This is a genomic window from Streptomyces sp. NPDC002734 (genome assembly GCF_040295685.1).
In the GTDB taxonomy this organism is placed as follows: Bacteria; Actinomycetota; Actinomycetes; order Streptomycetales; family Streptomycetaceae; genus Streptomyces.
Window position 1 is genome coordinate 49,503 of record NZ_JBEOVU010000035.1, and the last position, 26,217, is coordinate 75,719.

The following is a 26,217-nucleotide window of genomic DNA, read 5'->3' on the forward strand; positions in this document are numbered from 1 at the left end:
GGCCGCCTCCCCCGAGAGGGGGCGAGGGGCAGCCTTGCGCGGGGTGGGGTGCCGCTCGCGGGGGCCGGAACCCCCGCGAGGACGGCAGGCGACGCGTGCGCGGAACCCTCGGGGTCGGCGCGGGGCCCCTGGGGGTCACGCGGTCACGCCGCGCCGTCACGCGGTCGGAGGGTCACGCGGTGAGGAGGGATTCCGCGGCGGCGATGCCGCAGACGCGGGCGGCTCCCCGCGTCGCCACGTGCACCGCCCCCCGCGCAGGGGCCTGCGGCAGGCCCATCTCGACCACGGCCGTGTCCGGCCGCGCCGCGAGGAGCACGTCCAGCGCCCGCCCCATCCACCCGTGCCGGTGCTCGTCCCGCACCACGGCGACGATCCGCCGCGCGCCCGCGGCGGCCAGCGCCTCCTCACCGGCCCTGTCGCCGCTGAAGTTGCCCGCCTCGGCCCCCGGCAGCCTGCGCCGCAGCTCCGCCGCGATGCCCCACGGCGTCTCGTCGCCGACCGCGATGTTGGCCACCGGCGTGAACGAGGCGACGTACGGCTCTCCGGTCAGCGGGGCGAACCCCTGCCCGCCCACGGTGCGCCGTACCGCCCGGCGCGCGGCGTCCAGGCCGACCTCGGGCGCGGGCGCCGGACCACGGGTGCGGGCGAGGGCCGCGGCGGACGACGTCCAGGCCGCCAGTTCCCGCACCCGCCGCGCCGCGTCGGCCAGCCGTTCCTCCGGCAGGTCCCCCGTGCGCACCGCGTCCACCAGGGCGTCCCGCAGCCGTCGCACGGTGTCGTCGTCGGCGAGGCCGCCGCCCACGCAGATGGCGTCGGCGCCCGCCGCGACGGCGAGCACGCTGCCCCGCTCGATGCCGTAGGTGTCGGCGATCGCGCGCATCTCCATGCCGTCGGTGACGATCAGCCCGTCGTAGCCCAGTTCCTGGCGCAGCAGTCCCCCGAGGATCCGCTGTGACAGGGTGGCCGGGAGCTCCGGGTCGAGCGCCGGGACGAGGATGTGCGCGCTCATGACCGCCCGCGACCCGGCCGCCACGGCCGCCCGGAACGGCGCGAGTTCACGCTCCCGCAGCAGGTCCGCGTCGGCGTCGATCCGCGGCAGCGCGTGGTGCGAGTCGACCGCGGTGTCGCCGTGCCCGGGGAAGTGCTTGGTGCAGGCGGCGACGCCGGCGGACTGCAGCCCCTCGACGTAGGCCGCGGTGTGCCGGGCGACCGGCCCGGGCTCGTCGCCGAAGGACCGCACCCCGATCACCGGGTTGGAGGGGTTGGAGTTGATGTCGGCGGAGGGCGCCCAGTTGAGGTTGACGCCGCACTCGGCGAGCCGCCGCCCCAGCTCGGCGGCGACCCGGCGGGTGAGGTCGACGTCGTCGACCGCGCCGAGCGCGTTGTTGCCGGGGAAGGAGGAGCCGGTGCGGACCTCCAGCCGGGTGACGTCGCCGCCCTCCTCGTCGATGGCGACCAGGACGTCCTCGCGCTCCTGGCGCAGCTGCGCGGTGAGCGCGGCGAGCTGCTCCGGGGAGTCGATGTTGCGTCCGAAGAGGCCGACCGAGGAGAGGCCCTCGCCGAGCCGGCGCAGCAGCCAGTCGGGGGCGGTGGTCCCGGTGAAGCCGGGCTGGAGCACGGTCAGCGCGTCCCGGGTGAGCGTGTCCATGCGTGGTGCCGTGGTGGTCATCGGCGGGTCACCCCTTCACCGCGCCCGAGGTCAGCCCGGCGACGGCCCTGCGCTGCAGGAAGACGAAGACGATCAGGATGGGCAGGGCGAACAGCGAGGACGCGGCCATGGTGGCGCCCCAGTTGTGGCCGAAGATGGTCTGGAAGCTGGTGAGCCACAGCGGCAGGGTCTGCATCTCGACGTCCTTGTTGAGGATCAGCACCATCGGGAACTCGTTCCACGCGGTGATGAAGCCGAACAGGGAGGTCGCCATCAGGCCCGGCGCCAGCAGCGGGAAGATCACCTTGACGAAGGCCTGCGGCCGGCTGCAGCCGTCCACCATCGCGGACTCCTCCAGCTCCTTGGGCACCGCGGCGACGTAGCCGCGCAGCGTCAGGATCGTGAAGGGCAGCACCATCACCATGTAGAACGCGGTGAGCGGAAGCAGGCTGTTGAGCAGGTCGGCGTCGCGCACGATCAGGTAGATCGCGATGACCATGACCTCCCAGGGGGCCATCTGCGCGATCATGAAGACGACCACGAAGCCGCGGCGGCCCTTGAACTTCATCCGGGCCAGCGCGAAGGCCGCGGCGAGGCCGATGAGCAGGGACAGCAGCACGGCCGACACGGTGACCGTGACGGAGTTGCCGACCAGCGTCCAGAAGTGGTCCGCGCCGAACGCGGTGCGAAAGTTCTCCAGCGTGCCGTCGAGCGGCAGGAAGACCGGGGTCTCCGAGATGATGTCCCCGCGCTGCTTGAACGCGGTGGAGAACATCCAGTAGACGGGGAAGACGAAGACGGCGAAGAGCAGCACGGCAAGGGTGCCAGGCCATGTGCGGGCGAACAGCGAGCGGTTCACAGCTCGTCCTCCCCTTGCTTGAGCACGGTACGCAGGTAGTAGGCGGTCAGCACCAGCAGGATGGCGATGGTCAGGAACGAGATCGCCGCGCCCATGCCGTAGTGCTGGTTGCCGGGGCCCTCGACGAAGGCGTAGAGCGGGAGGATCTCGGTGAGCCGGTCCGGGCCGCCGCGGTTGATGGCGTAGACCTGGGTCAGGGCCTTGAAGACCCAGATGACCTCGAGGAAGGTCGTCGCCCACAGGAACGGCTTGAGGTGCGGGAAGGTCACCGAGGTGAAGCTCTTCCAGGCGCCGGCGCCGTCCAGCGAGGCCGCCTCGTAGAGCTCCTTGGAGATGGTGGTCGTCGCCGCGTAGAGGTTGATCGCGACGAACGGGATCGACTGCCAGACGATCAGCAGGATGACCACCGAGAAGGTGGAGACCTGGCTGCCGAACCAGTTGTAGTCGGCCATGGACGTCCAGCCGAGCTCGGCCAGGATCCAGTTGACGACGCCGAACCGCTGGGCGAACAGCCACTGGAAGACGGTGGTGCCGGCGACGGTCGGCATGGCCCAGGCGAGCACCAGGCCGAGCAGCAGCAGGGTCCGCATGCGGCGGCCGAGGCGGGCCAGCAGCAGGCCGACCAGGGTGCCGAGGATCATGATCAGCACCACGTTGATCGAGGTGAAGACGATCGACCGCAGGGTGACGCGCCAGAACACGTCGCTGCCGAGCGCCTCCTGGTAGTTGCTGAACCCGGCCCACTCGGTCAGGTGGAGGATCAGCTGGCGCGGGTTGAGGTTCTGGAACGAGATGACCAGGTTCTTCAGCAGCGGCCAGCCCAGCAGCACCGCCGTCACCAGCAGCGAGGGGATCAGCAGCAGGTAGGGGGCGGACGACTCGCCGCGCCGCTTCGGGCGGCTCCCGCCCGAGCTGTTCGGGATCTTGACGGACACGGGGGACCCGGCAGCCGGGTCCGCGTCCACGCGCTCGGTCTGCGCAGTCACAACACTCTCCGTGAAGTCGTCGAGACGTGGCCGGGGGCGGCCGCAGCCGCCCCCGGCGTCACATCACTCAGCTGGTCTGCGCGAGACGCTTGTTGATCTCGCCCTCGACCTGCTTGGCGGCCTCGGCGGGCGTCTTCCCGTTCAGGACGGCCGTCAGGTACGCCTTGATCGGGTTGGGGTCGTTCTCCACCGCGGCCCAGTCCGGGATCAGCGGGGTGGTGCCACCGAAGGCGGCGGCCGGGGCGGCGGCCTCGGCGGCGGCGTTGCCGGTCAGGTTGGAGTTGAGCGCCTCCTTGTTGGGGAGGACGCCGTTCTCCTTGGCCAGCTGGCCCTCGTACTTGTCGGACAGGGCGAGCTTCAGGAACTCCTTGGCGAGCTCCTGCTTCTTGCTGCCCGCGGCGACGGCCAGGTTGGAGCCGCCGAGGAAGACGCCCTCGGGCTTGTCGGCGGTCTCACCCGGGATGGTGAAGTAGCCGATCTTGTCCTCGATGGACTTGTCGGCCTCGATGGCGATGCCGGCTTCCCAGCCCATGCCGATGAAGGCGCCGACCTTGCCCTTGCCGAAGACCTCGCCCTGCTGCGGGGTGGCCTCGTCCTTGTCCTTGGGGGCCTTGGAGTAGGCCTGGAACTTCTTGTAGAGCTCCGCCGCCTCGGCGACCTTCGGGTCGGAGAGGTTGGAGACCCACTTGTCCCCGTCCTGCTTCACCAGTTCCGCGCCCTTGCCGATGGTCAGGCCGGTGAAGAAGTACCAGTTCTGGCCGGGCAGGTAGATCGGCTCGGCGTCGGTCTTCTTGTCGATGGCGTCCAGCGCCTTGAAGAACTCGTCGCGCGTCTTGGGCGTCTCCTTGACGCCGGCCTTCTCCCAGATCTCCTTGTTGTAGATCACCACGCGGTTGGCGAAGTACCAGGGAGCGGCGTACTGGACGCCCTCGTAGACGGAGGACTTGTTGAGGGCCTCGGTCCACTCGCCGCCGATCTCGGCCTTGAGGTCCGTCAGGTCAGCGAGACCGCCGGTGGCCGCGTAGGCCGGCGTCTGGGTGTTGCCGATCTCGAGGACGTCCGGCGGGTTGCTCTCCGAGAGGGCGGTGGTGACCTTCTGCTGGATCCCGTTCCACTGCTGGACTTCGATCTTCAGCTTGGCGCCGGTCTTCTTCTCGAACTCGGCGGTCAGGTCCTTCTGCCACTGCTTGGGAGTCGATCCGTCCATCGCCCAGACGGTCAGGGTCTGGCCCTTGAACCCGTCCTTGCCGGACTTCGCCTCGTCGGTCCCGCCGTCAGAGCCACCGCACGCCGCGATGGAGACCATCATGCCCGCGACGACCGTCGCGGCTGCAAGCTTGCGCTTCACGCCACCCTCCTCAGGGATGCCACGTTCCCCCCTGCCCGCCTCGGTGCCAAGCGCATGTGTGCTGCCGCCGTGTACTGCCCGTGGGGCCGGGACCTGGACCAATGGTGTAGACCAGTAGGGGGAGCTTGGCCCAGACCAATAGGGCTGTCAAGCAGTCCGCAGCAGGCCGTGGGCGTCCGTGACGCTTCCGAGATATGCAGGGTTCCTGCGGGATTGGCCCCTCTCGGGGTCCAGGCGCGAGGATGCGCGACGAGGTAGACCAATCGCCGCGGTGACGCTATGGACTAGACCAAAGCGAACGACCGGCGGTATACAGGATCTTCGCGGGGATCACGGAGCGTAGGCGCTCTCCTCCCACCCCACGGAAGGCCCCGACGAGAGGCGGAAGATGAGCACCGAGGTCAGCAGCGCGGCCGGCGAGGGCGGAGCCGTCGTCCGCACCGCACGTGTGCCGAAGTACTACCGCCTGAAGAAGCATCTGCTGGAGATGACCGAGACGCTGCCGCCCGGCACCCCGGTCCCCCCGGAGCGCACCCTCGCCGCGGAGTTCGACACCTCCCGCACCACGGTCCGCCAGGCCCTTCAGGAACTGGTGGTGGAGGGGCGGCTGGAGCGCATCCAGGGAAAGGGCACCTTCGTCGCCAAGCCCAAGGTCGCGCAGTCGCTCCAGCTCACCTCGTACACCGAGGACATGCGGGCCCAGGGCCTCGAGCCCACCTCGCAGCTGCTGGACGTCGGGTACATCACCGCCGACGACACTTTGGCCGGGCTGCTGGCCATGACCCCCGGCGGCCGGGTGCTGCGCATCGAGCGGCTGCGCATGGCCGATTCCGAGCCGATGGCCATCGAGACCACGCACCTGTCCGCCAAGCGCTTCCCCGCCCTGCGCCGCAGCCTGGCCAAGTACACGTCCCTCTACACGGCGCTGGCCGAGGTCTACGACGTCCGGCTCTCCGAGGCGGAGGAGACCATCGAGACCTCGCTGGCCACCCCGCGCGAGGCCGGCCTGCTCGGCACCGACGTGGGCCTGCCGATGCTGATGCTCTCCCGCCACTCCCTGGACATGGGCGGCGAACCGGTGGAATGGGTGCGCTCGGTCTACCGGGGCGACCGCTACAAGTTCGTGGCGCGGCTGCGGCGTCCGGAGGCCTGAGCGACCGTTCGTCGCGCCCGTCGGGCCGCTTACCGATTCGCAACCGGGACGAGCCTTCCCACCTGCGTTCTTCGTCACATACATTGCCGACGCCAATCAGCCAGCGGCAATGGAGCTGTCGATGTCCGAAACGTCAGGAGCAGGCAGAGGAACGGTGACCCCGATGCGGGTCGTCATCGCCCTGTGCCTGCTCGCGCCCTTCGTGGCGATGCTATGGGTGGGGTCCTACGCCAAGGTCGAACCGACCTTCATAGGCATCCCGTTCTTCTACTGGTACCAGATGGCGTGGGTGCTGATATCCACCGCCCTCACCATGGTCGCCTACGTCCTGTGGCGCCGCGACCAGCGCGCCCGGGCCGCCTCCGGTAACTCCTCCACCCAGGACGGGGGTGCGTCGTCGTGAACGAGGGCGTGAACGTCGTTGCGCTTGTCGTCTTCTGCCTCTTCTTCGTCGCCGTCACGGTGATGGGGTTCCTGGCGGCGAAGTGGCGCAGGGCCGCCAACGAGAACTCGCTGGACGAATGGGGCCTGGGCGGCCGCTCGTTCGGCACCTGGATCACCTGGTTCCTGCTCGGCGGTGACCTCTACACCGCGTACACCTTCGTCGCCGTCCCGGCGGCCATCTACGCGGGTGGCGCGGCCGGCTTCTTCGCGGTGCCCTACACGATCCTGGTGTACCCGCTGATCTTCACCTTCCTGCCGCGCCTGTGGTCGGTGTCCCACAAGCACGGTTACGTCACCACCTCGGACTTCGTCCGCGGCCGGTACGGCTCCAAGGGCCTGTCCCTCGCGGTGGCGGTCACCGGCATCCTCGCCACCATGCCGTACATCGCGCTCCAGCTCGTCGGCATCCAGGCCGTGCTGGACGTGATGGGCGTCGGCGGCGGCGAGAACACGCACTGGTTCGTCAAGGACCTGCCGCTGCTGCTCGCCTTCGGTGTGCTGGCCGCCTACACCTACTCCTCCGGCCTGCGCGCCCCGGCGCTGATCGCGTTCGTCAAGGACACGCTGATCTACCTGGTGATCGCCGTGGCGATCATCTACATCCCGATCAAGCTCGGCGGCTTCGACGCCATCTTCGAGGCGGCGAGCGGCAAGTTCGAGACGATCAACGAGGCCACCGGCAAGCCGACCGGCGCCCTGGTGCCGGCCGAGCCGGGACAGTGGACCTACGCCACCCTGGCCCTCGGCTCCGCGCTCGCGCTGTTCATGTACCCGCACTCGATCACCGCGACGCTGTCCTCCAAGAGCCGTGAGGTCATCCGCCGCAACACCACCATCCTGCCGCTGTACTCCCTGATGCTGGGCCTGCTCGCGCTGCTCGGCTTCATGGCGATCGCGGCCGGCATCAAGGTGGCCAACGGCCAGCTGGCCATCCCGCAGCTCTTCGAGAACATGTTCCCGAGCTGGTTCGCGGGCGTCGCCTTCGCCGCCATCGGCATCGGCGCGCTGGTCCCGGCGGCCATCATGTCCATCGCCGCGGCGAACCTGTTCACCCGCAACATCTACAAGGACTTCCTGAAGCCGGACGCCACCCCGGAACAGGAGACCAAGGTCTCGAAGATCGTCTCCCTGCTGGTCAAGGTCGGCGCGCTCGCCTTCGTCCTCACCATGGACAAGACGGTCGCGATCAACTTCCAGCTGCTGGGCGGCATCTGGATCCTGCAGACCTTCCCGGCCCTGGTCGGCGGCCTGTTCACCCGCTGGTTCCACCGCTGGGCGCTGCTCGCCGGCTGGGCGGTCGGCATGGTCTACGGCACCTACCAGGCGTACACGGTCTCCTCCCCGACCCAGGCGCACTTCGGCGGCTCCGCCAAGGAGATGCCGCTGATCGGCGAGATCGGCTACATCGGGTTCACCGCCATCGTGCTGAACCTGATCGTCACGGTGGTCCTCACCTTCGCCTTCCGCGCCCTCAAGGCCCCGGACGGCGTCGACGAGACCAGCCCGTCCGACTACACCGCCGACTCCGGCGACCCCGGCGTCGACCCCGAGATGCCGCCGCTCACCGCGGCCACGCACTGACCCGACGCCCAGGTCCTGTCCGACGGCCCCGCGTACCCCGGTGCGCGGGGCCGTCGGCATTCCCGGGCCCGTCCGTCCGCCCGCCGGACCCTCGGGCATGCTGGGCGGATGGACTTCACCATCCGCCCCGTCCGGGAGGGCGAGCACGAGGCCCTCGGCGCGATCACCGCCGCCGCCTACCTGGACGACGGGCTGCTCGCCTTCGGCGGGAGCGACTCCTACCTGCGCACCCTGCGCGACGTACGGTCCCGCGCCGCCGCCCCCGGCGCCGAGGTGCTGGTCGCGGCGGAGGGCGACCGCCTCCTGGGCGGCGTGACCTTCGTGGCCGGCGGTCCCCTGGCCGACATCGCCGCCGCGGACGAGGCCGAGATACGGATGCTCGCCGTCGCCCGTCACGCCCGCGGCCGCGGCGTCGGCGAGGCCCTGGTGCGCTGCTGCGCCGACCGCGCCCGCGCCCTCGGCGGGCGGCGGAGACTGGTCCTGTCCACGCAGCCGAAGATGCTCGCCGCCCACCGCCTCTACGAGCGTCTGGGCTTCGTGCGCGCACCCCTGCGCGACTGGAACCCGGTCCCCGAGACGGTCGACATCGATCTGCTGGTGTACGAGCTCCCGATCTGACCCGGAGCGCCCCGTTCCGTCACCGGAACCTCAACAGGCGTGCGCGCAGGCGGTGTTGACGCGCGTAGCCCCCCGGACCCACCCTTGCAGCGGCGCCACGTGATCGCGCGGCGCCGCCCCCACCGATCGACGGTCAGGAGGCCGGAATGATCAGACGCATGTCCCGCGCGCTCATCAGCTTTGTCATGATCCTGGCAGGTGCAGTGGTAGGCGTCGGAGCCACCGCCGGCACCGCGCACGCCGACGAGTGCTACACGTGGAGCCGCACGCTCTCGGAGGGCACCAGCGGCGCCGACGTCACCCAGCTCCAGATCCGCGTCGCCGGCTGGGTCACCTCGGGAGAGCGGCTCTCCTACGACGGCGTGTACGGCGCCCGCACCAAGGCCGCCGTCGCCAAGTTCCAGTCCGCGTACGGTCTTGCCGCGGACGGCGTCGCCGGCGCGAACACCTTCAACAAGATCTACGCGTTGCAGGACGCCGACTGCACGCCGGCCCACTTCACCTACGCCGAGCTCAACAAGTGCAACTCGGACTGGTCGGGCGGCAACGTGAGCGCCGCGACGGCCAAGTCGAACGCGCTGCGCACCATGTGGAAGCTGGAGGCGATGCGGCACGCGCTGGGTGATGTCGCCATCACCGTCTCCAGCGGCTTCCGTTCCGTCTCCTGCAACAACGCGGCGGGCGGCGCGTCCTCCAGCCGGCACCTCTACGGAGACGCGGCGGACCTGACCGGCTCGCCCAGCTTCTGCACTCTGGCCAAGCAGGCCCGCGTCCACGGCTTCTCGGAGATCCTCGGCCCGGGCTACCCCGGCCACAACGACCACACCCACGTGGCGTTCGACCCGTCGCCGTACTGGTCCGCGCCGAACTGCGGCATCTGACCGGTCGCCGAAGCACCGCACACACGGAAGGCCGGGCTGCTCGCAGCCCGGCCTTCTCCGTGTCCGCCCGCGGGACGCCCCGCGTCAGTCGTTCGGCACCACGGGGTAGCGCGGCTCGTTCTCCTCCATCTGCTTCAGCGCCTGCTTCCGCTCGCGCTTGGAGAGACGGTCGATGTACAGGTAGCCGTACAGGTGGTCCGTCTCGTGCTGGAGGCAGCGGGCGAAGTAGCCGGTGCCACGCACCTTGACGGGGTTGCCGTGCTCGTCCTGGCCGGTGACCTCGGCGAAGTCCGGCCGGGCCAGGGAGGCGTAGGCGGTCGGCACCGACAGGCAGCCCTCGTTGCTGTCGTCGAGGATGCGGCGGTCGGCCGGCAGCTCCACCAGCTTCGGGTTGCACACCACGCCGACGTGGCGCACGCCCTCGTCGTCCGGGCAGTCGTAGACGAAGACCTTCCGGTCCACGCCGATCTGGTTGGCGGCCAGGCCCACGCCTTCGGCGGTGCGCTGGCTGGCGAACATGTCGTCGACCAGCTTGCGCAGCTCGTCGTCGAACTCGGTGACGTCCTGGCACTCCTTGTGCAGGACCGGGTTGCCGACGACCGTGATCGGACGCGAGGTGCCGCGCTCGCGGTAGGCGCTCTCGCGCTCCTCGCAGTCCTGGGTGTCGATGACGTAACCCTCGTCGTCCACGGGGAGCACGCCCGCGTGCTGCTGATCGGTCTCCTGCTGCGCCATGCCCGACGTACGCCTTCCTCAGTGTTCCCGCCTCTGACAGAGGCATAGCCTACGGGGCCGGGCGCGCCCGCGGCCCCCTGGCCGTCAGCAGACCTCTTCGAGGTCCCGCCAGCCCCGGGTGTCCGGGCTGTCGGCGACCCAGCCGTCCAGCAGACCGCGCACCAGGCCGGCCGGGGCGGCCACCCCGCACTCGCGTTCGGGCACCCACAGCTGCCCGTCGGTGCGGTGCCCGAGCGGGCCGGGCTGGCCGGGCTCGCTGTGGTCGTGCGGGTCCAGGTGCTCGCCGTCGCCCTCGACGGACGCCATCCGCGACTCCGAGCACATCCGGCACAGCAGCCGTACCGAGCTCGACCAGTCCTCCGCGGCGTATCCGGCGTCGGAGGCGAGCGCCTCCAGGGCGTCCCGGTCCTCCTCCGAGGCGGCCTCCAGCAGCACCACCCAGGTCGGCACCGGGGACGGCGCCCAGAGCTCGATCTCGTCGAAGACCGGGAAACTGTGCCCGCCGGCCGTGGTCCGCTCGCCGTGCGGGACGCCGTCGTGGAGCACCACCTCGCCCCACCGGCGCCCGGAGGACGGCAGCGGGATGGAGAGCACCTCGATGCGCGCCGGGTCCAGACGACGGCCCCACACCACCTCGGCCTCGCCCTCCGGGGAGAGCCGCACGGCCGCGCTGCCGAGGTCCATCCCGGTGGGCGCCCCGGCGTCCGCGGCGCCTCCGGGCACCCGCAGGCCGTACTCCTGCCAGGCGCGGCGGGCCAGCGGCCAGTCCTGGAGGGCCGTCGCGGCGATGCCGACGTTCCACCAGTCGGGGGCCCCGGTGTCCCGGTCCAGCAGCGCCACCGCGCGCAGCCCGGCGGCGCGGGCCTGCTCCCAGTCGTGCCGGAACTTGTGCAGCAGGGCCAGGTTGAACCAGGACTCGGACAGCCAGGGCTCGAGGTCCGCGGCGCGCGTCAGCAGCGCGCCGGCGTCCTCGTAGCGGCCGTCCCCGATCAGCGTGAACGCGCGGTCCGTGGCCTGCCGCCAGGAGGCGGAGGGCCGGTGCCGTCCCTTGCCGAAGATCCTCACGATTCCCGCCTGCCAGTTCTGTGGAGCGGACCGGTCCCTGCCCCCGTGGGCCCGCTCTCCCGCATCCAACCACGGACGGTCGGACGGTCGCTCATTACCCATGGGTTACCCAGCCGGGGGCGGGCTCAGACCGGATTGTTCCGCGCTCCGTCGCACCGCCCGCGACCGGCGCCGCCGCACCCGCCGGGTCCCGCAGCACCACCCTGGCCAGCGACTCCACCACGTCGGGGGCGTAGGTCCCCGCCGTGCCCAGCCGCAGGTCCTCCAGGGCGCGCAGGCACGCCCCCGGGCCTCCGGCGCGCTGGGCCATCTCGTCGTAGGCGTTGGCAGCCCGCACGATGCGCGCCGCCCGCGGCTGCCGGGTCCAGGGTTCGGCCTGCGACTCGACGACCGCGGCCACCCGGGGGTCCACGCCCGTCTGGCGGACGACGGCGCCGCCGAGGAGGGCCGTGCGCCGCTGCTCGGCCGCCGACAGCCGGGTGGTGGCCCCGTCGGGGACGGGGTCGACGAGGGCGAGCTGGCCGATGTCGTGCATCAGCGCCGCGTACTCCAGCACGGTGAGGTCGCTGCCGGTCAGCCCCATGTCCCGGCCGACGGCCAGGCTCAGCGAGGCGACCCGGTGCGCGTGGCCCTGCGGGGTGTAGCCGGCCACCTCGGTGGCGCGGGCCAGGGAGGCGATGGTCTGCCGGTAGGTCGCCCGGACGGCGGCGTACCGGCGGAAGGCCAGCTGGGCCAGCAGGAGCGGGACGCAGAAGACCGGCAGGGCGAACAGTCCGGCGGCGTCCACGGCGAGGGCGATCACGATGCCCGAGGAGCCGGTGACCGAGCTCATCCGGGTGGTCCCGCGCAGTTCCTCGCGCAGCAGCGGGCCGAACGCCCGGCCGGTGCGGGAGCGGCTGAGGACCGCCCCGGTCACCGAGTCGGCGAGGGCGGCGAGCAGCAGCACGACGATCACCGTCAGGACGTGCCACGGTCCGGGGCCGGGGGCGTCCGGGGCGGGCACGGTGAGCGGGCGGCAGCAGACGGCGATGAACCCGGCGGAGAGCACCCGGCGGGCCAGGTGGTCGGCGGTGGGCCGTCCGCCGGGCCGGGGCCGGGCGATGTGCCCGATCCTCCCCGCGAGGGTGGCGACGGCGACCACGGCGACCGCCTGGGTGACGGAGGGCGGGGCCAGCAGGGCGTAGGCCAGCGCCGCCGCGGCCCCGACGGGGGCGGGGTCGCGTTCCTCGGGCAGGCACTCGGGCAGCCTCAGCATTTCGCCGAAGGCGATGAAGAGGACGAAGACGCAGGCGCTCTCGCGGTCGGCGACACCGTGCCAGAGCGCCTCGGCGAGGGAGACCGCGGCGAGCAGCGCGGCGGCGAGGTGGACCGCGGCCCGCGGTGCGGCCCCGGGGCGCGGGAGGAGGGTGCGCGGCGGCTTCACGGGCGACCGCCCTCACCGCGCGGGGCGGCCGGCCCGGCGCCCCGCCCGGCGACACCGGCCTCGGCCCGCTCGGCGGGTTCGGCCCGCTCGGCGGGTTCGGCCCGCTCGGCGGATGCGGCGGGTGCGGCGGCTTCGGCCGGTGGGGTGGAGTCGGCGGATGCGGCGGGCTCCCCCGGTGCGGTGGGGTGCGCCGGGGCGGGCGCCGTCGCCGTGCGGGCCCCGTCGGGTGCCGGCTCCCGGGGAGCGGGGGCCGGTGCCGGGTCGTCGGAGGTGACGACGGGGTTCCAGCCGTGGCGGTCGAGAGCGCGGGTGAGGGCGGTGACCATCCGCGGGTCGAACTGGGTGCCGGCGCACCGGGCGAGTTCCTCCAGGGCCGTCGGCACCGGCCGGGCGCGGCGGTAGGAGCGGGTGGAGGTCATCGCGTCGAAGGCGTCGGCGACCGCGACCACCCGGGCGCACTCGGGGATCTGACCGCCCGCCAGCCCGTACGGGTAGCCGCTGCCGTCGAGCCGTTCGTGGTGGTGGAGGATGGCCGCCCGCGCCTCCTCCAGGAAGCCGATGCCGCGTGTCATCTCGTGGCCGTACTCGGGGTGCAGCTCGATCGCCCGGCGTTCCTGCGGGGTGAGCGGGCCGTCCTTGCGCAGCAGCCGGGTGGGGACGCCGATCTTGCCGACGTCGTGCAGGATGCCGGCGAAGCGGATGACCTCGACGCGGTCGTCGGCCATGCCGAGTTCGCGGGCGATCATCACCGAGGCCTGGCCGACCCGCTCGCTGTGCCCGCGGGTGTAGTTGTCCTTGAGGTCGACCGCCCGCACCAGGGCCCGCACGGTGGAGCGGTGGGCGGTGCGCTCCTGGTCGGAGTGGGCGAACACCCACCAGGTGACGTACATCGGCAGCAGCACCAGGAGGGCGGCGGCGGGGCCGTCCGGGGAGCGCCACAGGACGGCCATCAGCACGCCGGCCAGTCCGTGCACCGCCATCGGCGGCAGCGAGCGGACGAACTGCCGCCACCAGGGGTCGCGGGCCGGGACCCGGTCGGCCAGCGCCTTCATCCCGCCGTCCAGCAGCGCCGCGCACAGGCAGAAGACCGGCACGGCGAGGGCGGCGGCGGCCAGGGCGCGCGGGAGGTGGGAGGAGACCACGGCGTCGCGGCCGCCGAGGACCCAGTACGTCCAGGCGGTGGCGTGGACGGACAGGCAGAGCACGGCGGCGCGCCACAGGCGCCTCAGCAGTCTGGGCGGGTCGGCGACCGGGGAGAGGAGGGAGCCCGGCACCGCGACCAGGGCCGCGGCGGGCGGCGGGAGCAGGAAGGCGGCTGCCAGGAGCACCGGGTAGAAGGCGTCGATGCCGGCCCGGCGCCCCGCCTGCCCGCAGCCGGCGTAGACCACGGCCAGCAGCGTCACCGCCCACCACGGCGTGCGCAGGTGCGGGAGCGACGCCAGGCAGGCGCCGGCGGCCAGTACGGCGGCAGCCGCGTAGACACGCGCGCCGGCCGGCACCGATGCCGCCGGAACAGACCCCATGGCGTCCCCTCCCCGGCCGGACCGGGGCGGTCCGGTTCGTGCCCGTTCTGCACCGGAGCGTAGAGCGGCTGAGAGGGGTACGGGGGGCCTGATAGGTGAATCCGCGGGCCTATGACCCGCGGATTAGCACGTACGGGTGAACGGTCAGGAGTCGCCGGATGACGCGGGGGTCACCGTCGCGCCCTGCTGGTCGACGTCCGGCATCGCGGAGCCGTGCGCCACCTCGCCCGAGCGGATCAGCTCGATGCGGCCCATCACCTTCGCGCGCAGGTCGGAGGGGACGTCGTCATGACCGCAGCACCGCTTGACCAGCTTCTTCACGGCCTGCTCCAGGCCGTACTTCTCCAGGCAGGGCGAGCACTCCTCGAAGTGCTCCTCGAACTTCGTGCAGGCCGAGTCCGGCATCTCACGGTCGAGGAACTCGTAGAGATGGTCGAGGATCTCCGCGCAGTCCGTCTCGTGCGGCTCTCCACAGCTCATGAGCCCGAGCCTTTCGCTTCGTTCGACTCTCCGGCGCCGGCGGGGACGAGCCCGCGGTCGCGGGCGTAGTCCTCGAGCATGCCGCGCAGCTGGCGGCGGCCCCGGTGCAGCCGGGACATCACCGTACCGATGGGTGTCCCCATGATGTCCGCGATCTCCTTGTAGGCAAACCCCTCGACATCCGCCAGGTAGACGGCGATGCGGAACTCCTCGGGGATCGCCTGCAGGGCCGACTTCACGTCGGAGTCCGGCAGGTGGTCCAGCGCCTGGGACTCGGCGGAGCGCAGACCGGTCGACATGTGCGACTCGGCGCGCGCGAGCTGCCAGTCCTCGATGTCCTCGGCGGCGCTGCGCTGGGGCTCCCGCTGCTTCTTGCGGTAGGAGTTGATGAACGTGTTGGTGAGGATCCGGTACAGCCAGGCCTTGAGGTTGGTGCCCTCACGGAACTGGTGGAAGGACGCGTACGCCTTGGCGTAGGTCTCCTGCACCAGGTCCTCGGCGTCGGCCGGGTTGCGCGTCATGCGCAGCGCGGCCGAGTACATCTGGTCGAGGAACTCCAGCGCGTCCCGCTCGAACCGGGCGCTGCGCTCCTCGGTCGTCTCGGTCGTCCGCCTGCCCTCGGCGCCCTCGGCGCTCGCGGGCTGCTCCGCGTCGGTCCCGGTGACCGGACCCACCTCCTCCAGCGTCGTACCACTCGAATCGGAGAATAGACGACGTTCCCCCCCGGCCGCCCGCCGGGCTGCGCCGGTGCGGGTCGAGGGAAGCACCGACCATTCGAGGTCGGTGGCGCGACGACTGGGGCACGCGACGGATCCCATGCGGCGGATTCCTCCCGGGACGACTGGTCAGAACGTGTTGTTCTCCCCCTTCAACCTCACGCTCCCCCGTGGCATTCCCGCCGCCTCGGAGTCAGTGGGCCGAGCCCGAGAGCTGGAGGCCGATGACGCCGATGATGACCAGGCTGATCGAGACGATCTTCAGCACGGACACCACGTCCCCCATGAAGACCATGCCGTAGATCGCCGTGCCGGCCGCCCCGATGCCGGTCCACACCGCGTACGCGGGGCCCACGTCCAGCCGCTTGAGCGACAGGGTCAGCAGGCCGAAGCTGCCCAGCGCGAAGGCGCAGAAGGCCATCGTCGGGTAGAGCCGGGTGAACCCGTTCGAGAGCTTGAGGCAGACCGCGAACCCGGTCTCGAGCAGTCCGGCGATCACGACCAGCAGCCACGCCATGGGGTGTCCTCCGCATCAATCACGTCCGTGACCGCTCCGACCGCTCCCGCGCCGCGGGGTGGCCGGTGGACGTGATTATGCCCGGAATGCCCGGTCAGTCCCCTTCGCGCCGCTCGCGCGTCGAGAGCAGCCGGCGCAGCGAGTAGAGCCGCGCCGGGTCGGCGTGGCCGTCGGCCACCCACCGGTCGAGGGCGCAGTCGGGCTCGTCGTGGCTACAGGCCCGCGGGCAGTCGGCGGTCCCGGCCTCCAGGTCGGGGAAGGCGTTGATGACGCGGGAGGGATCGACGTGCGCGAGGCCGAAGGACCGGACGCCGGGCGTGTCGACGACCCAGCCCTCGGCCCCTTCCAGCGGCAGCGCCAGCGCGGAGGTGGTGGTGTGCCGGCCGCGGCCGGTCACCGCGTTCACGTGGCCGGTGATCCGCCGGCGCTCCTCCGGCACCAGGGCGTTGACCAGCGTGGTCTTGCCGACGCCGGAGTGCCCGACGAAGGCCGTGACCTTGCCTGCCAGGTGTTCGCGGACCCGGTCCGCGGCCCCGCCGGTCTCCAGCTCCTCGCGGCTGGTGACCACGTACGGGATGTCCAGCGCCCCGTAGAGCTCGAGCATCTTGTCGGCGGACGCCAGGTCGGACTTGGTGAGCACCAGCAGCGGCGTCAGCCCGCCGTCGAAGGCGGCGACCAGGCAGCGGTCGATCAGCCGCGGCCTCGGCTCGGGGTCGGCGAGGGCGGTGACGATGGCCAGCTGGTCGGCGTTGGCGACCACCACCCGCTCGTAGGGGTCGTCGTCGTCCGCCGTGCGGCGCAGCACCGAGGCGCGCTCCTCGATGCGGACGATGCGCGCCAGGGTGTCCTTCGCACCGGACATGTCGCCGACCAGGGCCACCCGGTCGCCGACCACGGCGGCCTTGCGGCCCAGCTCCCGGGCCTTCATGGCCGTCACGACCGTGTCCTCGACCAGGCAGGTCAGCCGGCCGCGGTCGACGGTGAGGACGAAGCCCTCGGCGGCGTCCTCGTGCTTGGGGCGGATGTGGGTCCTCGGCCGGTTCCCCTTGCGGTTGGGGCGGCTGCGGATGTCGTCCTCGTCGGTGTGCTTGCCGTAGCGACGCATGAGGTGCCCTTTACCGCCGGTCCTCGAGCATCCCTGTCCACAGGTGTGTGAAGTCGGGCAGGGTCTTGGCGGTGGTCGCCACGTTCTCGATCTCGACCCCCTCGACGGCCAGGCCGAGGATCGCGCCGGCGGTGGCCATCCGGTGGTCGTCGTAGGTGTGGAACACGCCGCCGCGCAGCGCGCGCGGCCGGATGTGCAGGCCGTCGGCGGTCTCGGTGACGTCGCCGCCGAGTCCGTTGATCTCCTTGGTGAGCGCGGCCAGCCGGTCCGTCTCGTGCAGGCGCAGGTGGGCGACGCCGCGCAGGGTGGACGGCGAGTCGGCCAGGGCGGCGACCGCGGCGATGCCGGGGGTCAGCTCGCCGACCTCGGAGAGGTCCACGTCGATGCCGTGGATCCGGCCGGAGCCGGTGAACTCCAGGCCGTACTCCTTCAGTTCGCAGGATCCACCCATCCGGGTGAAGATCTCGCGCAGCCGGTCACCGGGCTGGGTGGTGCGCTCCGGCCAGTCCGGCACGATCACCCGGCCGCCGGTCACCAGGGCGGCGGCGAGGAACGGCTGGGCGTTGGACAGGTCCGGCTCGACGGTCAGGTCGCGGCCGAGCAGGGCGCCGGGCGTCACCCGCCAGACGTTCGCCTCGCCGCCGGACTCGGGGGTGTCCACCTGGGCGCCGGCGGCACGCAGCATGTCCACCGTCATCCGGATGTGCGGCAGCGACGGCAGCGTGGCGCCGGTGTGCCGGACCTCGACGCCCTGGTTGAAGCGGGCGCCGGAGAGCAGCAGGGCGGAGACGAACTGGGAGGACGAGGAGGCGTCCACCTCGACCGGCCCGCCGTCCAGGGCGCCGCCGCCGTGCACGGTCAGCGGCAGGGCGCCGCGGCCGTCGTCGTCGATCCGGGCGCCGAGGGCGCGCAGCGCGTCGATCACGCCGTGCAGCGGGCGCTCGTGGGAGCGGGGGTCGCCGTCGAAGCGGACCGGACCGTCGGCGAGGGCGGCCACCGGCGGCAGGAAGCGCATGACCGTGCCGGCGTTGCCCACGTCGAGCGAGGCGGGGCCGGCCAGCGGGGCGGGGATGACCCGCCATGCCTCGCCGGCCTTGTCGCCGCCGGGGGTGGCGGCCGGCGTGGCGGCGGAGTTGGAGGAGATGGTCTCCTCGATGCCGACGCCGAGCGCGCGCAGCGCCTCGGCCATCAGCAGGGTGTCGCGGGAGCGCAGCGGGCGGCGGATCCAGCCCGGCTCGGAGGCCAGGGCGGCCAGCACCAGCGCGCGGTTGGTGACCGATTTCGATCCCGGCACGTGGACCGTCGCGTCGACGGGCCCGCTCGCGGTGGGGGCGGGCCAGAGGTCGGTCTGCTGCGGGGAGTGAACGGTCATACAGCCCACTCTAGTGGCTGGCCGCACAGGAGATTCCTGATCAAAAGCGCGGAAATATCGTCGAAACAGGTCCGTGGTAGCGGCTTTCCGCCCACTGGAGGCCCACAGTGCGAGACGCGGACGCTCAGAGGTCGAGCAGCCAGCGCGCTCCGCCCATCAGGGAGCAGAGCGACACGACGTGGAAGAGAAAGAGCCACAGCGCGGGCGGGGTGCCGGTGAGGGAGGCCAGCTGGTCGGCGTCGGACGCGCCGGTGGGGTTGCGGCGCCGCTCCCGCTGGAGCTCGAAGGCCGGCCGGACGCCGCCCAGCAGCAGGAACCACACCACCGCGTAGGCGAACGCGGCCTGCACCTGGGGGCCCGCCTGCCAGGAGACCAAGAGGAACAGGGCGCCGGTGAGCAGCACCGTGAGCACGCCGTACACGTTGCGGATCATCACCAGCATGACCAGCAGCAGCGCGGTGGCCAGCCACAGCAGGAGCGTGATCCGGCCCTCGGAGAGCAGCGCCGCGCCGCCCAGGCCCAGCAGCGGCGGGGCGGTGTAGCCGGCCAGCGCGGTGAGCACCATGCCGATCCCGCGGGGCTTGCCCCGGCTGACGGTGAGGCCGCTGGTGTCGGAGTGCAGCCGTATCCCGGTGAGGGTGCGGCCGGTGAGCAGGGCCACCAGGGCGTGGCCGCCCTCGTGCGCGATGGTGACGGCGTTGCGCGCCACCCGCCAGACGGCGTTCGGCAGCACCACGGCCAGGGCGGCCGCGGCGGTGGCGACCACCACCCACAGGTCGGGGTCGGGCTGGCGGCCGAGCACCTGGTCCATCGCTGGGGTCTCCTTCGCGGGATGGGCGTGCGGTGGGGGCACGCGGTCCGTGGGGCGTCTTCCGGAAGCCGGTGGCCCGGGCGGCGCCCGGCCTGGCAGTGTGGCACGTATGTGCGGACGGTATGCATCCTCGCGGGCTCCGGAGGACCTCGCGGACATCTTCGGCGTCGAGGCCGGACTCCCCTCGCTGCGCCCCGGCCCGGGGACGCCGGGCGACGATCCGGAGGAGTCCTACGCCCCCGGGCAGGAACCCGGCTCCCCCGACTACAACGTCGCGCCGACCAAGGAGGTGTTCGCCGTCCTGGACCGCCCGGTCAAGGGGTCCGGCGACCCCCGGCCGGTACGGCAGCTGCGCCGCCTGAAGTGGGGTCTGGTGCCGAGCTGGGCCAAGTCCCCCGACGGCGCGGCCCGCATGATCAACGCGCGGGCCGAGACGGTGCACGAGAAGCCCTCCTACCGCCGGGCCTTCGCCGCCCGCCGGTGCGTGCTGCCCGCCGACGGCTACTACGAGTGGGTCACCGGCAAGGAGGAGCGGGACCTGGAGGTCGAGGGGCGGCGGAAGCGTCCGCGCAAGCAGCCGTACTTCGTCACGCCGGCCGACGGCTCCGTCTTCGCCATGGCGGGGCTCTACGAGTTCTGGCGCGACCGCACCCTGCCGGACGACCATCCGCTGGCCTGGTGGGCGACCTGCTCGGTCATCACCACCGAGGCGGAGACCTCACCGCTGGCCGTCGCCCCGGCCGAGGGGCCGCGGACCCTGGCGGAGATCCACCCGCGGATGCCGCTGATGCTCACGGCGGACCGCTGGGACGCCTGGCTCGACCCGCGCCGCGACGACCCGGACGAGCTGCGCGGCCTGCTCACCCCGCCGCCGGCCGGCCTGATGCGCGCCTACCCGGTGTCCACGGCGGTCAGCAACGTCCGCAACAACGGACCGGAGCTGCTGAAGGAGCTGTCGGGGCCGGAGGAGGGCACACTCTTCTGACGTGAGCCCCGATCATCCCGATCACCCCGATCACCGCGATCGTCGCGGTCACCGTGATCGCCGCGACCGCCGCGGTCACTGTGATCCCTTCGAGCGCCCCGAGGCAGGAACCGTGCGCGACCCCGAGACCGAGCCCGACACCGACGCCGCGAGGGAGACCGGGCCCGTCACCGAAGCCGCGACCGAGCCCGTGCCCTGCGGCGGCCCCGTGACCGAGCTGGTGGACACCGAGGCCGGGCAGGCCCGGATCACCTGGCGGCGGGCGGCGGACGCCCGGCTGGTCCTGGCCGTGAGCCACGGCGCCGGGGGCGGCATCGAGGCGCGGGACCTGCGGGCGCTGGCGGAGGCGCTGCCCGGGCACGGAGTGAGCGTGGCGCTGGTCGAGCAGCCGTGGCGGGTGGCGGGGAAGAAGGTGGCCCCGGCGCCCCGGACGCTGGACACCGGGTGGCGCGGGGTGTGGCCGGCCCTGGTGCGCGAGCAGCTTCCGGTGGTGTCCGGCGGCCGCAGCGCGGGAGCCCGGGTGGCCTGCCGGACCGCCGGGGAACTGGGTGCGGCCGCGGTGCTGGCGCTGAGCTTCCCGCTGCACCCGCCGGGGCGGCCCGAGCGGTCCCGGGCCGAGGAGCTGGCGGGGGTGACCGTGCCGCTGCTGGTCGTCCAGGGCGGCGCCGACCCGTTCGGGCGTCCCGAGGAGTTCCCCGCCGGCCTGCGCCCCGCCGCGGTGGTCCCGCACGCCGACCACGGCTTCGCCGTCCCCAAGCGCGCCCCCCTGACCCAGGACGACGCCCTCCGCCTCGTCACCGACGCGGTGACCACCTGGACCGCCACCTTGGTGTGACGTCCGGGCCGCGACGCCGTGCGCTCACGCCGGTCGCGGCGTGACGTCCGGGCCGCGACCGGCGTGGGCTCACGCCGGGTCGCGGCGGGGGAGGGTGGTGCGGACCAGGTCGGCGGCGGAGGTGCCGGGGGGCGGTGGGGCGAGGAGACAGGACAGGCCCAGGCGGAGGGCGAACTCGCACACCCTCCCCGCCCCCGGCGGCGACCCCAGCGCCGCCACCGCCCGCTCCCGCGCGGACGCCACCAGCTCCCCCGGGGACGGCAGCGCGCCGTCCGCCCGCCGCTGCGCCGGCGCGCTCGCCGAGGACGGCACCGCGGTGAGCACCGGCGACGGCAGCCGCTCGGTCCAGCACCCGGTGAGCACCGCCCGGGCCAGCGCCCCGCCGCGCCCCGCCCGCGCCGTCCACTCGGCGAGAGCCGCGAGCCGTTCCCGGGGGTCGGCGTGCGAGGCCAGCGCCCGGTCGACCCCCGCCAGGTACGCGTCGGCCTCCCGCCGCACCAGCGCGCGGCCCAGGCCTTCCTTGCTGCCGAACTCGTTGTAGAGGGTCTGCCGCGACACTCCCGCCTCGGCGGCCACGTCGACCATGCGTACCGTCGCCCAGGACTCCCGCTCCAGCGCTCTCCCGGCGGCCTCCAGCAGCGTCTCGCGTGCCGTGCGCATCGTCGCGTCGCCTCCCCGTGCTCCCCGTGCTCGCCGGGCGGTGGGCCGGGGCTCGCCCGGCGGCGAGGCCCGAGGGCCCGCGCCCCCAGACTTGACGGGCCCTGAGGCACTGTCAAGGCCTCCGGACCCTCACCTCCCTCCTGCCCCGTCAACCGCTCTCCGCCCCGTGTGGCCCGTCCGCGCGCCCGGCCGATACGGTTCCGCCATGGCCGACTACCTCGATGACCTGCGTTTCGCCCACGTCCTGGCGGACACCGCCGACGCCGCGACGACGGCCCGTTTCAAGGCGCTCGACCTGAAGGTCGAGACCAAGCCGGACATGACGCCGGTGAGCGAGGCCGACAAGGCCGCCGAGGAGCTGATCCGCAGTCAGCTCCAGCGCGCCCGCCCACGGGACGCGATCCTCGGCGAGGAGTACGGCGTCGAGGGCACCGGCCCCCGCCGCTGGGTGATCGACCCGATCGACGGCACCAAGAACTACGTCCGCGGCGTTCCGGTCTGGGCCACCCTGATCGCGCTGATGGAGGCCGGCGAGGGCGGCTTCCAGCCGGTCGTCGGCGTGGTCTCGGCGCCCGCGCTGGGCCGTCGCTGGTGGGCGGCGAAGGGCCACGGCGCGTTCACCGGCCGCAGCCTGACCTCGGCCTCCCGGATCCACGTGTCCCAGGTGTCGCGGATGGAGGACGCCTCGTTCGCGTACTCCTCGCTCTCCGGCTGGGAGGCGCAGAGCCGCCTCGACGGCTTCCTGGACCTGACCCGCGAGGTGTGGCGGACCCGCGCGTACGGCGACTTCTGGCCCTACATGATGGTCGCCGAGGGCGCGGTGGACATCTGCGCGGAGCCGGAGCTCTCGCTGTGGGACATGGCGGCCCCCGCCGTGATCGTCACCGAGGCGGGCGGCTCCTACACCGGCCTCGACGGCCGCCCCGGCCCGCACAGCGGCAACGCGGCCGCCTCCAACGGGCTGCTCCACGACGAGCTCCTGGGTTACCTCAACCAGCGGTACTGAGTCCCGCGGGCCGGCGGTTCGAGTCCTGCGGCTTCCGTCGCGCCCGCCGGCGGCCGGCCGCGTCCGTCGCGCCCGCCCGCCCGGCGGTTCGCGCGCCCTTCGGACCGCCCCGCAGTGCCCCGTGCGCCCTGCGGTTTGCCTCTTGTTGACCTGCGCATTACCTGCGATTCTGGGAGCACCCCCATTTGTGCTTTTGTGAAGCGCCGCTGACCAGGCGTTTCGCAGGAGGAGGTGACCGAGGCAGATGCTCGTCCGCGAGGCGATGTCCACCACCCTGCTCACCGTGGGCCCCGCCCACACGCTCCGTCAGGCCGCCGTCCTGATGTCCGCCCGCCGGGTCGGGGCCGCCCTGGTGCCGGACCCGGAGGCGGCCCACCCGGGCATCCTGACCGAGCGCGACATACTCAACTCGCTCGGCCTGGGTCAGGACCCGGACGTCGAGCGCGCCCACGCCCACCTCACCGCGGACGCCGTCCTCGCGGACCCCTCGTGGACCATCCATGACGCCGTCCGGGCGATGGCGCACGGCGGCTTCCGTCATCTGGTGGTCATGGAACACGGCGAGCCCACGGGCATCGTGTCGGTCCGTGACGTGCTGCGTTGCCTCTCCGGGCCGAGGACGCGGCCGGACGGACGGGTCGCCCCGGTGAACCTTGGAACGGATCCAAATCCGGACAAGCTCCCGGGCCGCTGTTAGGCTGGCAGTCATGAGCGACCTGTTGGAGCGCCTGCGCGGACGCGGCTGGCGCATGACCGCACAGCGCCGTGTGGTGGCCGAGGTTCTCGAAGGCGAGCACGTCCATCTGACGGCCGACGAGGTCCACGCCCGCGCGGCCGCGAAGCTCCCGGAGATCTCCCGGGCCACCGTGTACAACACGCTCGGCGAGATGGTCTCCCTCGGCGAGGTCGTCGAGGTCACCACGGACAAGCGCGCCAAGCGGTACGACCCGAACGCCCACCGGCCGCACCACCACCTGGTGTGCGCGCGCTGCGGCGCCATCAAGGACGTCCACCCCACGGGCGACCCGCTGGCGGACCTGCCGGCCGACGAGCGGTTCGGCTTCACCGTCTCCGACGTCGAGGTGACCTACCGGGGCCTGTGCCCCGAGTGCTCCGCCTGACCTCACCCGCTGGGCGTGCCGGGCGACCGCGGCGCGTGCCGGGCGACCGGTGCCGGAACACGACAACGCCGAAGGGGTCGGACCGGAGAACCGGTCCGACCCCTTCGGGTTTCAGTAGCGGGGACAGGATTTGAACCTGCGACCTCTGGGTTATGAGCCCAGCGAGCTACCGAGCTGCTCCACCCCGCGTCGACTCGTTGAACACTACGCGACGAGTGGGCGGCAGGCAAATCGGATCAGGCACCCGGGCCCGAACAGCGCAGCTCAGGGACCGTGGCACGGTCTCGACGGCCCCGACGGTGCCGGCCCGGACGGTGCCCACCCCGGCAGGCCGACAGGGCGCGCCGAGGCCGGGGCGCCCGACTCGGCGGACCGGCTCACGCGGAGAGTTCCTCGCGCAGGACGGCGCCCAGCCGGGCGGCCCGCTCGCGGACCTTGTCGGGGCCCAGCGCCGTCGCCCGCTCGGCCCAGCGCTGCCCCTCCGACAGCTCGCCCCGCCGCGCGTAGGCCAGCGCCAGACGCAGCGCCGCGCCGCCGTGGCCCGCGGCGGCGGCCCGCTTCCACCACAGCACGGCCTCGGCCTCGCTGCCCTCCCGGGCCAGCAGCAGGCCGAGGTTGAACGCACCGCTCTCCGAGCCGGCCTGGGCGGCCTCCCGGTACCAGCGCGCCGCCTCCGCCATGTCACCGCGCGCGGCGGCCAGCATCCCGGCTCTGACCTGCGCCTTGCGGTGCCCCTGGCCGGCGGCCCGCTCGTACCACTCCTCGCACTCCGTCTTCCGGTGCGCGCACTGGCCCAGCTCGTGGGCGTGCGCGGGCGGGCGGCGGCGGTCCAGGACCATCGCCAGCCGGTAGGCCGCCTCGGCGCTGCCCGCGCCGGCCGCGCAGCGCAGGTACCGCTCGGCCTCCTGCTCCTCGCCGTCGCGCAGCAGCGCCACGCCGACCTGGAGGGCGGCGTCCGGGTGCCCCGCGGAGGCGGCCCGCTCGTACCAGCGCAGCGCCTCCTTCTCCTCGCCGCGGTTGCTGTGCAGGATGCCCAGGTTGCAGGCGGCCTCGACGCTGCCCGCCTCGGCCGCCTTGGAGAACCACGGCTCGGCGCCGGTGGCGTCGCCGTTGCCCAGCAGCAGGACGGCCAGCGCGTTCGCGGCCTCCCGGTGCCCGGCATAGGCGGCGCGGCGGTACCACTGCTCGGCCTGGGCCGTACGGCCCTGCTCGGCGCAGAGCAGGCCCAGGTTGTAGGCGCCGTTGACGTCGCCGGCGTCGAGGGCGGCGCGGTACCAGCGGGCGGCGGTCTGCTTCTCACCGCGCTCCGCGTGCAGCGCACCCAGGGCGTTGGCGGCGGCGCCGTCGCCGTCGCGGGCGGCCTTGAGCCACCAGGAGGCGGCGTTCTCGATGTCCCCGGCGTCGCGCAGCAGGTGGCCCAGGGCGCAGGCGGCACGGGTCTCCCCGCCCTTCGCGGAGGTCAGGTACCAGCGGCCGGCCTCCTTGAGGTCGCCGCGGCGCTCCAGGATCTCGCCCAGGCGCAGCGCCGCCTGGTGGTGGCCGCGCGCGGCGGCCTGGCGGTACCACTGCTCGGCCTCCCGCGGGACGACGCCGGCCGGCGCCCCCGCGGCGTCGTCGGCGACCGTCACGCCCGTGGACCGGGCGGCGGCCCGGTCACCGGCGGTCGCGGCCGGGGAGCCGTCGGCGGCGCGGCGCTCGAGGGCCACGGCGAGACGGTAGGAGGCCTCGCGGTGGCCGCGGTCGGCGGCGGCGCGCATCCAGGTCTCGGCCTCGTCGCCCGCCCCGCGGTGCTCCAGCAGGTCGGCGAGCGCGAAGGCGCCCAGGACGTGGCCCTGTTCGGCGGCCTGGCGCAGCCAGTACTCGGCGCCCGGCTCGTCCCCGCGCTCGCGCAGGTGACGGCCGAGGGCGTGCGCGGCGGCGGCGGAGCCGGCCACGGCGGCGATGCGCCACCAGCCGGCCGCCTCGTCGGCGTAACCGCGCTGGTGGAGGAGGACACCCAGGTTGTTGGCGGCGGCGCGGTCCCCCGCGGCGGTGGCGGCGCGCAGCGGGCCCTCGGCCCCGTCCAGATCACCGCGCCGCAACAGCATGGCGCCGAGGACGCTCATCGCCTCGACGTCCCCGGCCTCGGCGGCGATGCGCTGCCCGGCCTCGTCCGCCGGGTCGCCGACGAGACCGGCGGCCAGGCCGGCTCCCTCGACGCCGGCGGCCTCATCGGTCCCGGCGAGCCCGTCCGGATCGACGGACGGCGCAAATCGCCCTGTGTCCAACAGAGTTCCCTTGTCCCCCATAACGTTCATCGTCGCACCACCCGAACCCCGGGTACACCTGGTATACCGCAGCCTTGG

General features: G+C 73.1%; 26 protein-coding genes and 1 tRNA gene. 10 read left to right on the forward strand and 17 right to left on the reverse strand.

The window, feature by feature from the left end; genetic code table 11:
• Positions 1–172: 172 nt before the first annotated feature.
• The 4 genes from ABT026_RS26340 to ABT026_RS26355 all read right to left on the reverse strand — a co-directional run bounded on the left by ABT026_RS26340 (position 173) and on the right by ABT026_RS26355 (position 4,841).
• A complete protein-coding gene (locus ABT026_RS26340; RefSeq protein ID WP_351117629.1) occupies positions 173–1,669 on the reverse strand; it encodes a glycoside hydrolase family 3 protein in 1,497 nt (498 codons plus the stop codon).
• A 7-nt stretch (positions 1,670–1,676) separates the two neighbouring features.
• Positions 1,677–2,507 (reverse strand): carbohydrate ABC transporter permease, encoded by an 831-nt coding sequence (locus ABT026_RS26345; RefSeq protein WP_351117630.1) that lies wholly within the window; start codon positions 2,505–2,507, stop codon positions 1,677–1,679.
• Positions 2,504–3,493, reverse strand: coding sequence for a carbohydrate ABC transporter permease (locus ABT026_RS26350; RefSeq protein WP_502968057.1), 990 nt, complete (start codon positions 3,491–3,493; stop codon positions 2,504–2,506). Before ABT026_RS26350 ends, ABT026_RS26345 begins: the two co-directional genes overlap by 4 nt.
• A gap of 67 nt (positions 3,494–3,560) precedes the next feature.
• Positions 3,561–4,841 (reverse strand): extracellular solute-binding protein, encoded by a 1,281-nt coding sequence (locus tag ABT026_RS26355; RefSeq protein WP_351117631.1) that lies wholly within the window; start codon positions 4,839–4,841, stop codon positions 3,561–3,563.
• A 388-nt stretch (positions 4,842–5,229) separates the two neighbouring features.
• On the opposite strand from ABT026_RS26355, the gene ABT026_RS26360 reads away from it, so the two are divergent.
• The 5 genes from ABT026_RS26360 (at position 5,230) to ABT026_RS26380 (ending at position 9,518) form a co-directional block, all read left to right on the forward strand.
• Positions 5,230–5,994 carry a GntR family transcriptional regulator gene (locus ABT026_RS26360; protein ID WP_351117632.1) on the forward strand — a complete coding sequence of 255 codons (765 nt, stop codon included), beginning with the start codon at positions 5,230–5,232 and terminating at the stop codon, positions 5,992–5,994.
• 121 nt (positions 5,995–6,115) lie between these two features.
• A complete protein-coding gene (locus tag ABT026_RS26365) occupies positions 6,116–6,397 on the forward strand; it encodes a DUF3311 domain-containing protein (RefSeq protein ID WP_351117633.1) in 282 nt (93 codons plus the stop codon).
• Complete coding sequence (gene mctP, locus ABT026_RS26370) at positions 6,394–8,019, forward strand: monocarboxylate uptake permease MctP (RefSeq protein WP_351117634.1); 1,626 nt, start codon at positions 6,394–6,396, stop codon at positions 8,017–8,019. Before ABT026_RS26365 ends, mctP begins: the two co-directional genes overlap by 4 nt.
• A gap of 108 nt (positions 8,020–8,127) precedes the next feature.
• Positions 8,128–8,637, forward strand: a complete 510-nt coding sequence (locus ABT026_RS26375) for a GNAT family N-acetyltransferase (protein ID WP_351117635.1) — start codon at positions 8,128–8,130, stop codon at positions 8,635–8,637.
• A 146-nt stretch (positions 8,638–8,783) separates the two neighbouring features.
• Positions 8,784–9,518, forward strand: coding sequence for a D-Ala-D-Ala carboxypeptidase family metallohydrolase (locus ABT026_RS26380; RefSeq protein WP_351117636.1), 735 nt, complete (start codon positions 8,784–8,786; stop codon positions 9,516–9,518).
• Between the two features lie 84 nt (positions 9,519–9,602).
• On the opposite strand, the gene def is transcribed toward ABT026_RS26380, so the two are convergent.
• The 10 genes from def to ABT026_RS26430 form a co-directional block, all read right to left on the reverse strand.
• On the reverse strand, positions 9,603–10,253 hold the full coding sequence (gene def / locus ABT026_RS26385) for a peptide deformylase (RefSeq protein WP_351117637.1): 651 nt from the start codon (positions 10,251–10,253) through the stop codon (positions 9,603–9,605).
• Positions 10,254–10,337: 84 nt separating this feature from the next.
• Positions 10,338–11,318, reverse strand: coding sequence for a tetratricopeptide repeat protein (locus ABT026_RS26390; RefSeq protein ID WP_351117638.1), 981 nt, complete (start codon positions 11,316–11,318; stop codon positions 10,338–10,340).
• A gap of 94 nt (positions 11,319–11,412) precedes the next feature.
• Positions 11,413–12,741: an HD domain-containing protein gene (locus tag ABT026_RS26395; RefSeq protein WP_351117639.1), complete on the reverse strand. Its 1,329-nt coding sequence runs from the start codon at positions 12,739–12,741 to the stop codon at positions 11,413–11,415.
• A complete protein-coding gene (locus ABT026_RS26400) occupies positions 12,738–14,264 on the reverse strand; it encodes an HD-GYP domain-containing protein (RefSeq protein ID WP_351117640.1) in 1,527 nt (508 codons plus the stop codon). The genes ABT026_RS26395 and ABT026_RS26400 overlap by 4 nt, the downstream gene beginning before the upstream one ends.
• A gap of 144 nt (positions 14,265–14,408) precedes the next feature.
• Positions 14,409–14,744 (reverse strand): mycothiol system anti-sigma-R factor, encoded by a 336-nt coding sequence (rsrA, locus tag ABT026_RS26405; protein ID WP_351117641.1) that lies wholly within the window; start codon positions 14,742–14,744, stop codon positions 14,409–14,411.
• The gene (locus ABT026_RS26410; RefSeq protein WP_170145091.1) at positions 14,741–15,418 is read right to left on the reverse strand and encodes a sigma-70 family RNA polymerase sigma factor; all 678 of its coding nucleotides are present in this window, start codon (positions 15,416–15,418) and stop codon (positions 14,741–14,743) included. The genes rsrA and ABT026_RS26410 overlap by 4 nt, the downstream gene beginning before the upstream one ends.
• Before the next feature lie 235 nt (positions 15,419–15,653).
• A complete protein-coding gene (locus tag ABT026_RS26415) occupies positions 15,654–15,977 on the reverse strand; it encodes a DMT family transporter (protein ID WP_351117642.1) in 324 nt (107 codons plus the stop codon).
• A 94-nt stretch (positions 15,978–16,071) separates the two neighbouring features.
• The gene (gene rsgA, locus ABT026_RS26420; RefSeq protein WP_351117643.1) at positions 16,072–17,082 is read right to left on the reverse strand and encodes a ribosome small subunit-dependent GTPase A; all 1,011 of its coding nucleotides are present in this window, start codon (positions 17,080–17,082) and stop codon (positions 16,072–16,074) included.
• 10 nt (positions 17,083–17,092) lie between these two features.
• Complete coding sequence (gene aroA, locus ABT026_RS26425; RefSeq protein ID WP_351117644.1) at positions 17,093–18,454, reverse strand: 3-phosphoshikimate 1-carboxyvinyltransferase; 1,362 nt, start codon at positions 18,452–18,454, stop codon at positions 17,093–17,095.
• Between the two features lie 124 nt (positions 18,455–18,578).
• On the reverse strand, positions 18,579–19,265 hold the full coding sequence (locus ABT026_RS26430) for a M50 family metallopeptidase (RefSeq protein ID WP_351117645.1): 687 nt from the start codon (positions 19,263–19,265) through the stop codon (positions 18,579–18,581).
• A 109-nt stretch (positions 19,266–19,374) separates the two neighbouring features.
• On the opposite strand from ABT026_RS26430, the gene ABT026_RS26435 reads away from it, so the two are divergent.
• Both ABT026_RS26435 and ABT026_RS26440 read left to right on the forward strand, forming a co-directional pair.
• Positions 19,375–20,250: an SOS response-associated peptidase gene (locus ABT026_RS26435; RefSeq protein WP_351117646.1), complete on the forward strand. Its 876-nt coding sequence runs from the start codon at positions 19,375–19,377 to the stop codon at positions 20,248–20,250.
• Between the two features lie 190 nt (positions 20,251–20,440).
• Positions 20,441–21,085 (forward strand): alpha/beta hydrolase family protein, encoded by a 645-nt coding sequence (locus ABT026_RS26440; protein WP_351117665.1) that lies wholly within the window; start codon positions 20,441–20,443, stop codon positions 21,083–21,085.
• Positions 21,086–21,154: 69 nt separating this feature from the next.
• On the opposite strand, the gene ABT026_RS26445 is transcribed toward ABT026_RS26440, so the two are convergent.
• Positions 21,155–21,745 (reverse strand): TetR/AcrR family transcriptional regulator, encoded by a 591-nt coding sequence (locus tag ABT026_RS26445; protein WP_351117647.1) that lies wholly within the window; start codon positions 21,743–21,745, stop codon positions 21,155–21,157.
• A gap of 205 nt (positions 21,746–21,950) precedes the next feature.
• On the opposite strand from ABT026_RS26445, the gene hisN reads away from it, so the two are divergent.
• The 3 genes from hisN to ABT026_RS26460 all read left to right on the forward strand — a co-directional run bounded on the left by hisN (position 21,951) and on the right by ABT026_RS26460 (position 23,872).
• Positions 21,951–22,751: a histidinol-phosphatase gene (gene hisN, locus ABT026_RS26450; protein WP_351117648.1), complete on the forward strand. Its 801-nt coding sequence runs from the start codon at positions 21,951–21,953 to the stop codon at positions 22,749–22,751.
• A 244-nt stretch (positions 22,752–22,995) separates the two neighbouring features.
• On the forward strand, positions 22,996–23,448 hold the full coding sequence (locus ABT026_RS26455; protein ID WP_351117649.1) for a CBS domain-containing protein: 453 nt from the start codon (positions 22,996–22,998) through the stop codon (positions 23,446–23,448).
• Between the two features lie 10 nt (positions 23,449–23,458).
• Positions 23,459–23,872, forward strand: coding sequence for a Fur family transcriptional regulator (locus tag ABT026_RS26460; RefSeq protein WP_351117650.1), 414 nt, complete (start codon positions 23,459–23,461; stop codon positions 23,870–23,872).
• Positions 23,873–23,987: 115 nt separating this feature from the next.
• Here the strand turns inward: ABT026_RS26460 and ABT026_RS26465 are convergent.
• Both ABT026_RS26465 and ABT026_RS26470 read right to left on the reverse strand, forming a co-directional pair.
• Positions 23,988–24,061: transfer RNA gene (locus ABT026_RS26465), tRNA-Met, on the reverse strand.
• A 188-nt stretch (positions 24,062–24,249) separates the two neighbouring features.
• Positions 24,250–26,169, reverse strand: a complete 1,920-nt coding sequence (locus ABT026_RS26470) for an SEL1-like repeat protein (protein ID WP_351117651.1) — start codon at positions 26,167–26,169, stop codon at positions 24,250–24,252.
• Positions 26,170–26,217: the final 48 nt, after the last annotated feature.

Bases quoted from the DNA above. Each gene is read 5' to 3' on its own strand.
- ABT026_RS26340 (WP_351117629.1), bottom strand. From the start codon at position 1,669: ATGACCACCACGGCACCACGCATGGACACGCTCACCCGGGACGCGCTG.
- ABT026_RS26365 (WP_351117633.1), top strand. From the start codon at position 6,116: ATGTCCGAAACGTCAGGAGCAGGCAGAGGAACGGTGACCCCGATGCGG.
- ABT026_RS26430 (WP_351117645.1), bottom strand. From the start codon at position 19,265: ATGGACCAGGTGCTCGGCCGCCAGCCCGACCCCGACCTGTGGGTGGTG.
- ABT026_RS26460 (WP_351117650.1), top strand. From the start codon at position 23,459: ATGAGCGACCTGTTGGAGCGCCTGCGCGGACGCGGCTGGCGCATGACC.
- ABT026_RS26415 (WP_351117642.1), bottom strand. From the start codon at position 15,977: ATGGCGTGGCTGCTGGTCGTGATCGCCGGACTGCTCGAGACCGGGTTC.
- rsrA (WP_351117641.1), bottom strand. From the start codon at position 14,744: ATGAGCTGTGGAGAGCCGCACGAGACGGACTGCGCGGAGATCCTCGAC.
- ABT026_RS26445 (WP_351117647.1), bottom strand. From the start codon at position 21,745: ATGCGCACGGCACGCGAGACGCTGCTGGAGGCCGCCGGGAGAGCGCTG.
- hisN (WP_351117648.1), top strand. From the start codon at position 21,951: ATGGCCGACTACCTCGATGACCTGCGTTTCGCCCACGTCCTGGCGGAC.
- rsgA (WP_351117643.1), bottom strand. From the start codon at position 17,082: ATGCGTCGCTACGGCAAGCACACCGACGAGGACGACATCCGCAGCCGC.
- def (WP_351117637.1), bottom strand. From the start codon at position 10,253: ATGGCGCAGCAGGAGACCGATCAGCAGCACGCGGGCGTGCTCCCCGTG.
- ABT026_RS26360 (WP_351117632.1), top strand. From the start codon at position 5,230: ATGAGCACCGAGGTCAGCAGCGCGGCCGGCGAGGGCGGAGCCGTCGTC.
- ABT026_RS26400 (WP_351117640.1), bottom strand. From the start codon at position 14,264: ATGGGGTCTGTTCCGGCGGCATCGGTGCCGGCCGGCGCGCGTGTCTAC.
- ABT026_RS26455 (WP_351117649.1), top strand. From the start codon at position 22,996: ATGCTCGTCCGCGAGGCGATGTCCACCACCCTGCTCACCGTGGGCCCC.
- aroA (WP_351117644.1), bottom strand. From the start codon at position 18,454: ATGACCGTTCACTCCCCGCAGCAGACCGACCTCTGGCCCGCCCCCACC.
- ABT026_RS26470 (WP_351117651.1), bottom strand. From the start codon at position 26,169: ATGAACGTTATGGGGGACAAGGGAACTCTGTTGGACACAGGGCGATTT.
- ABT026_RS26375 (WP_351117635.1), top strand. From the start codon at position 8,128: ATGGACTTCACCATCCGCCCCGTCCGGGAGGGCGAGCACGAGGCCCTC.
- ABT026_RS26380 (WP_351117636.1), top strand. From the start codon at position 8,784: ATGATCAGACGCATGTCCCGCGCGCTCATCAGCTTTGTCATGATCCTG.
- ABT026_RS26435 (WP_351117646.1), top strand. From the start codon at position 19,375: ATGTGCGGACGGTATGCATCCTCGCGGGCTCCGGAGGACCTCGCGGAC.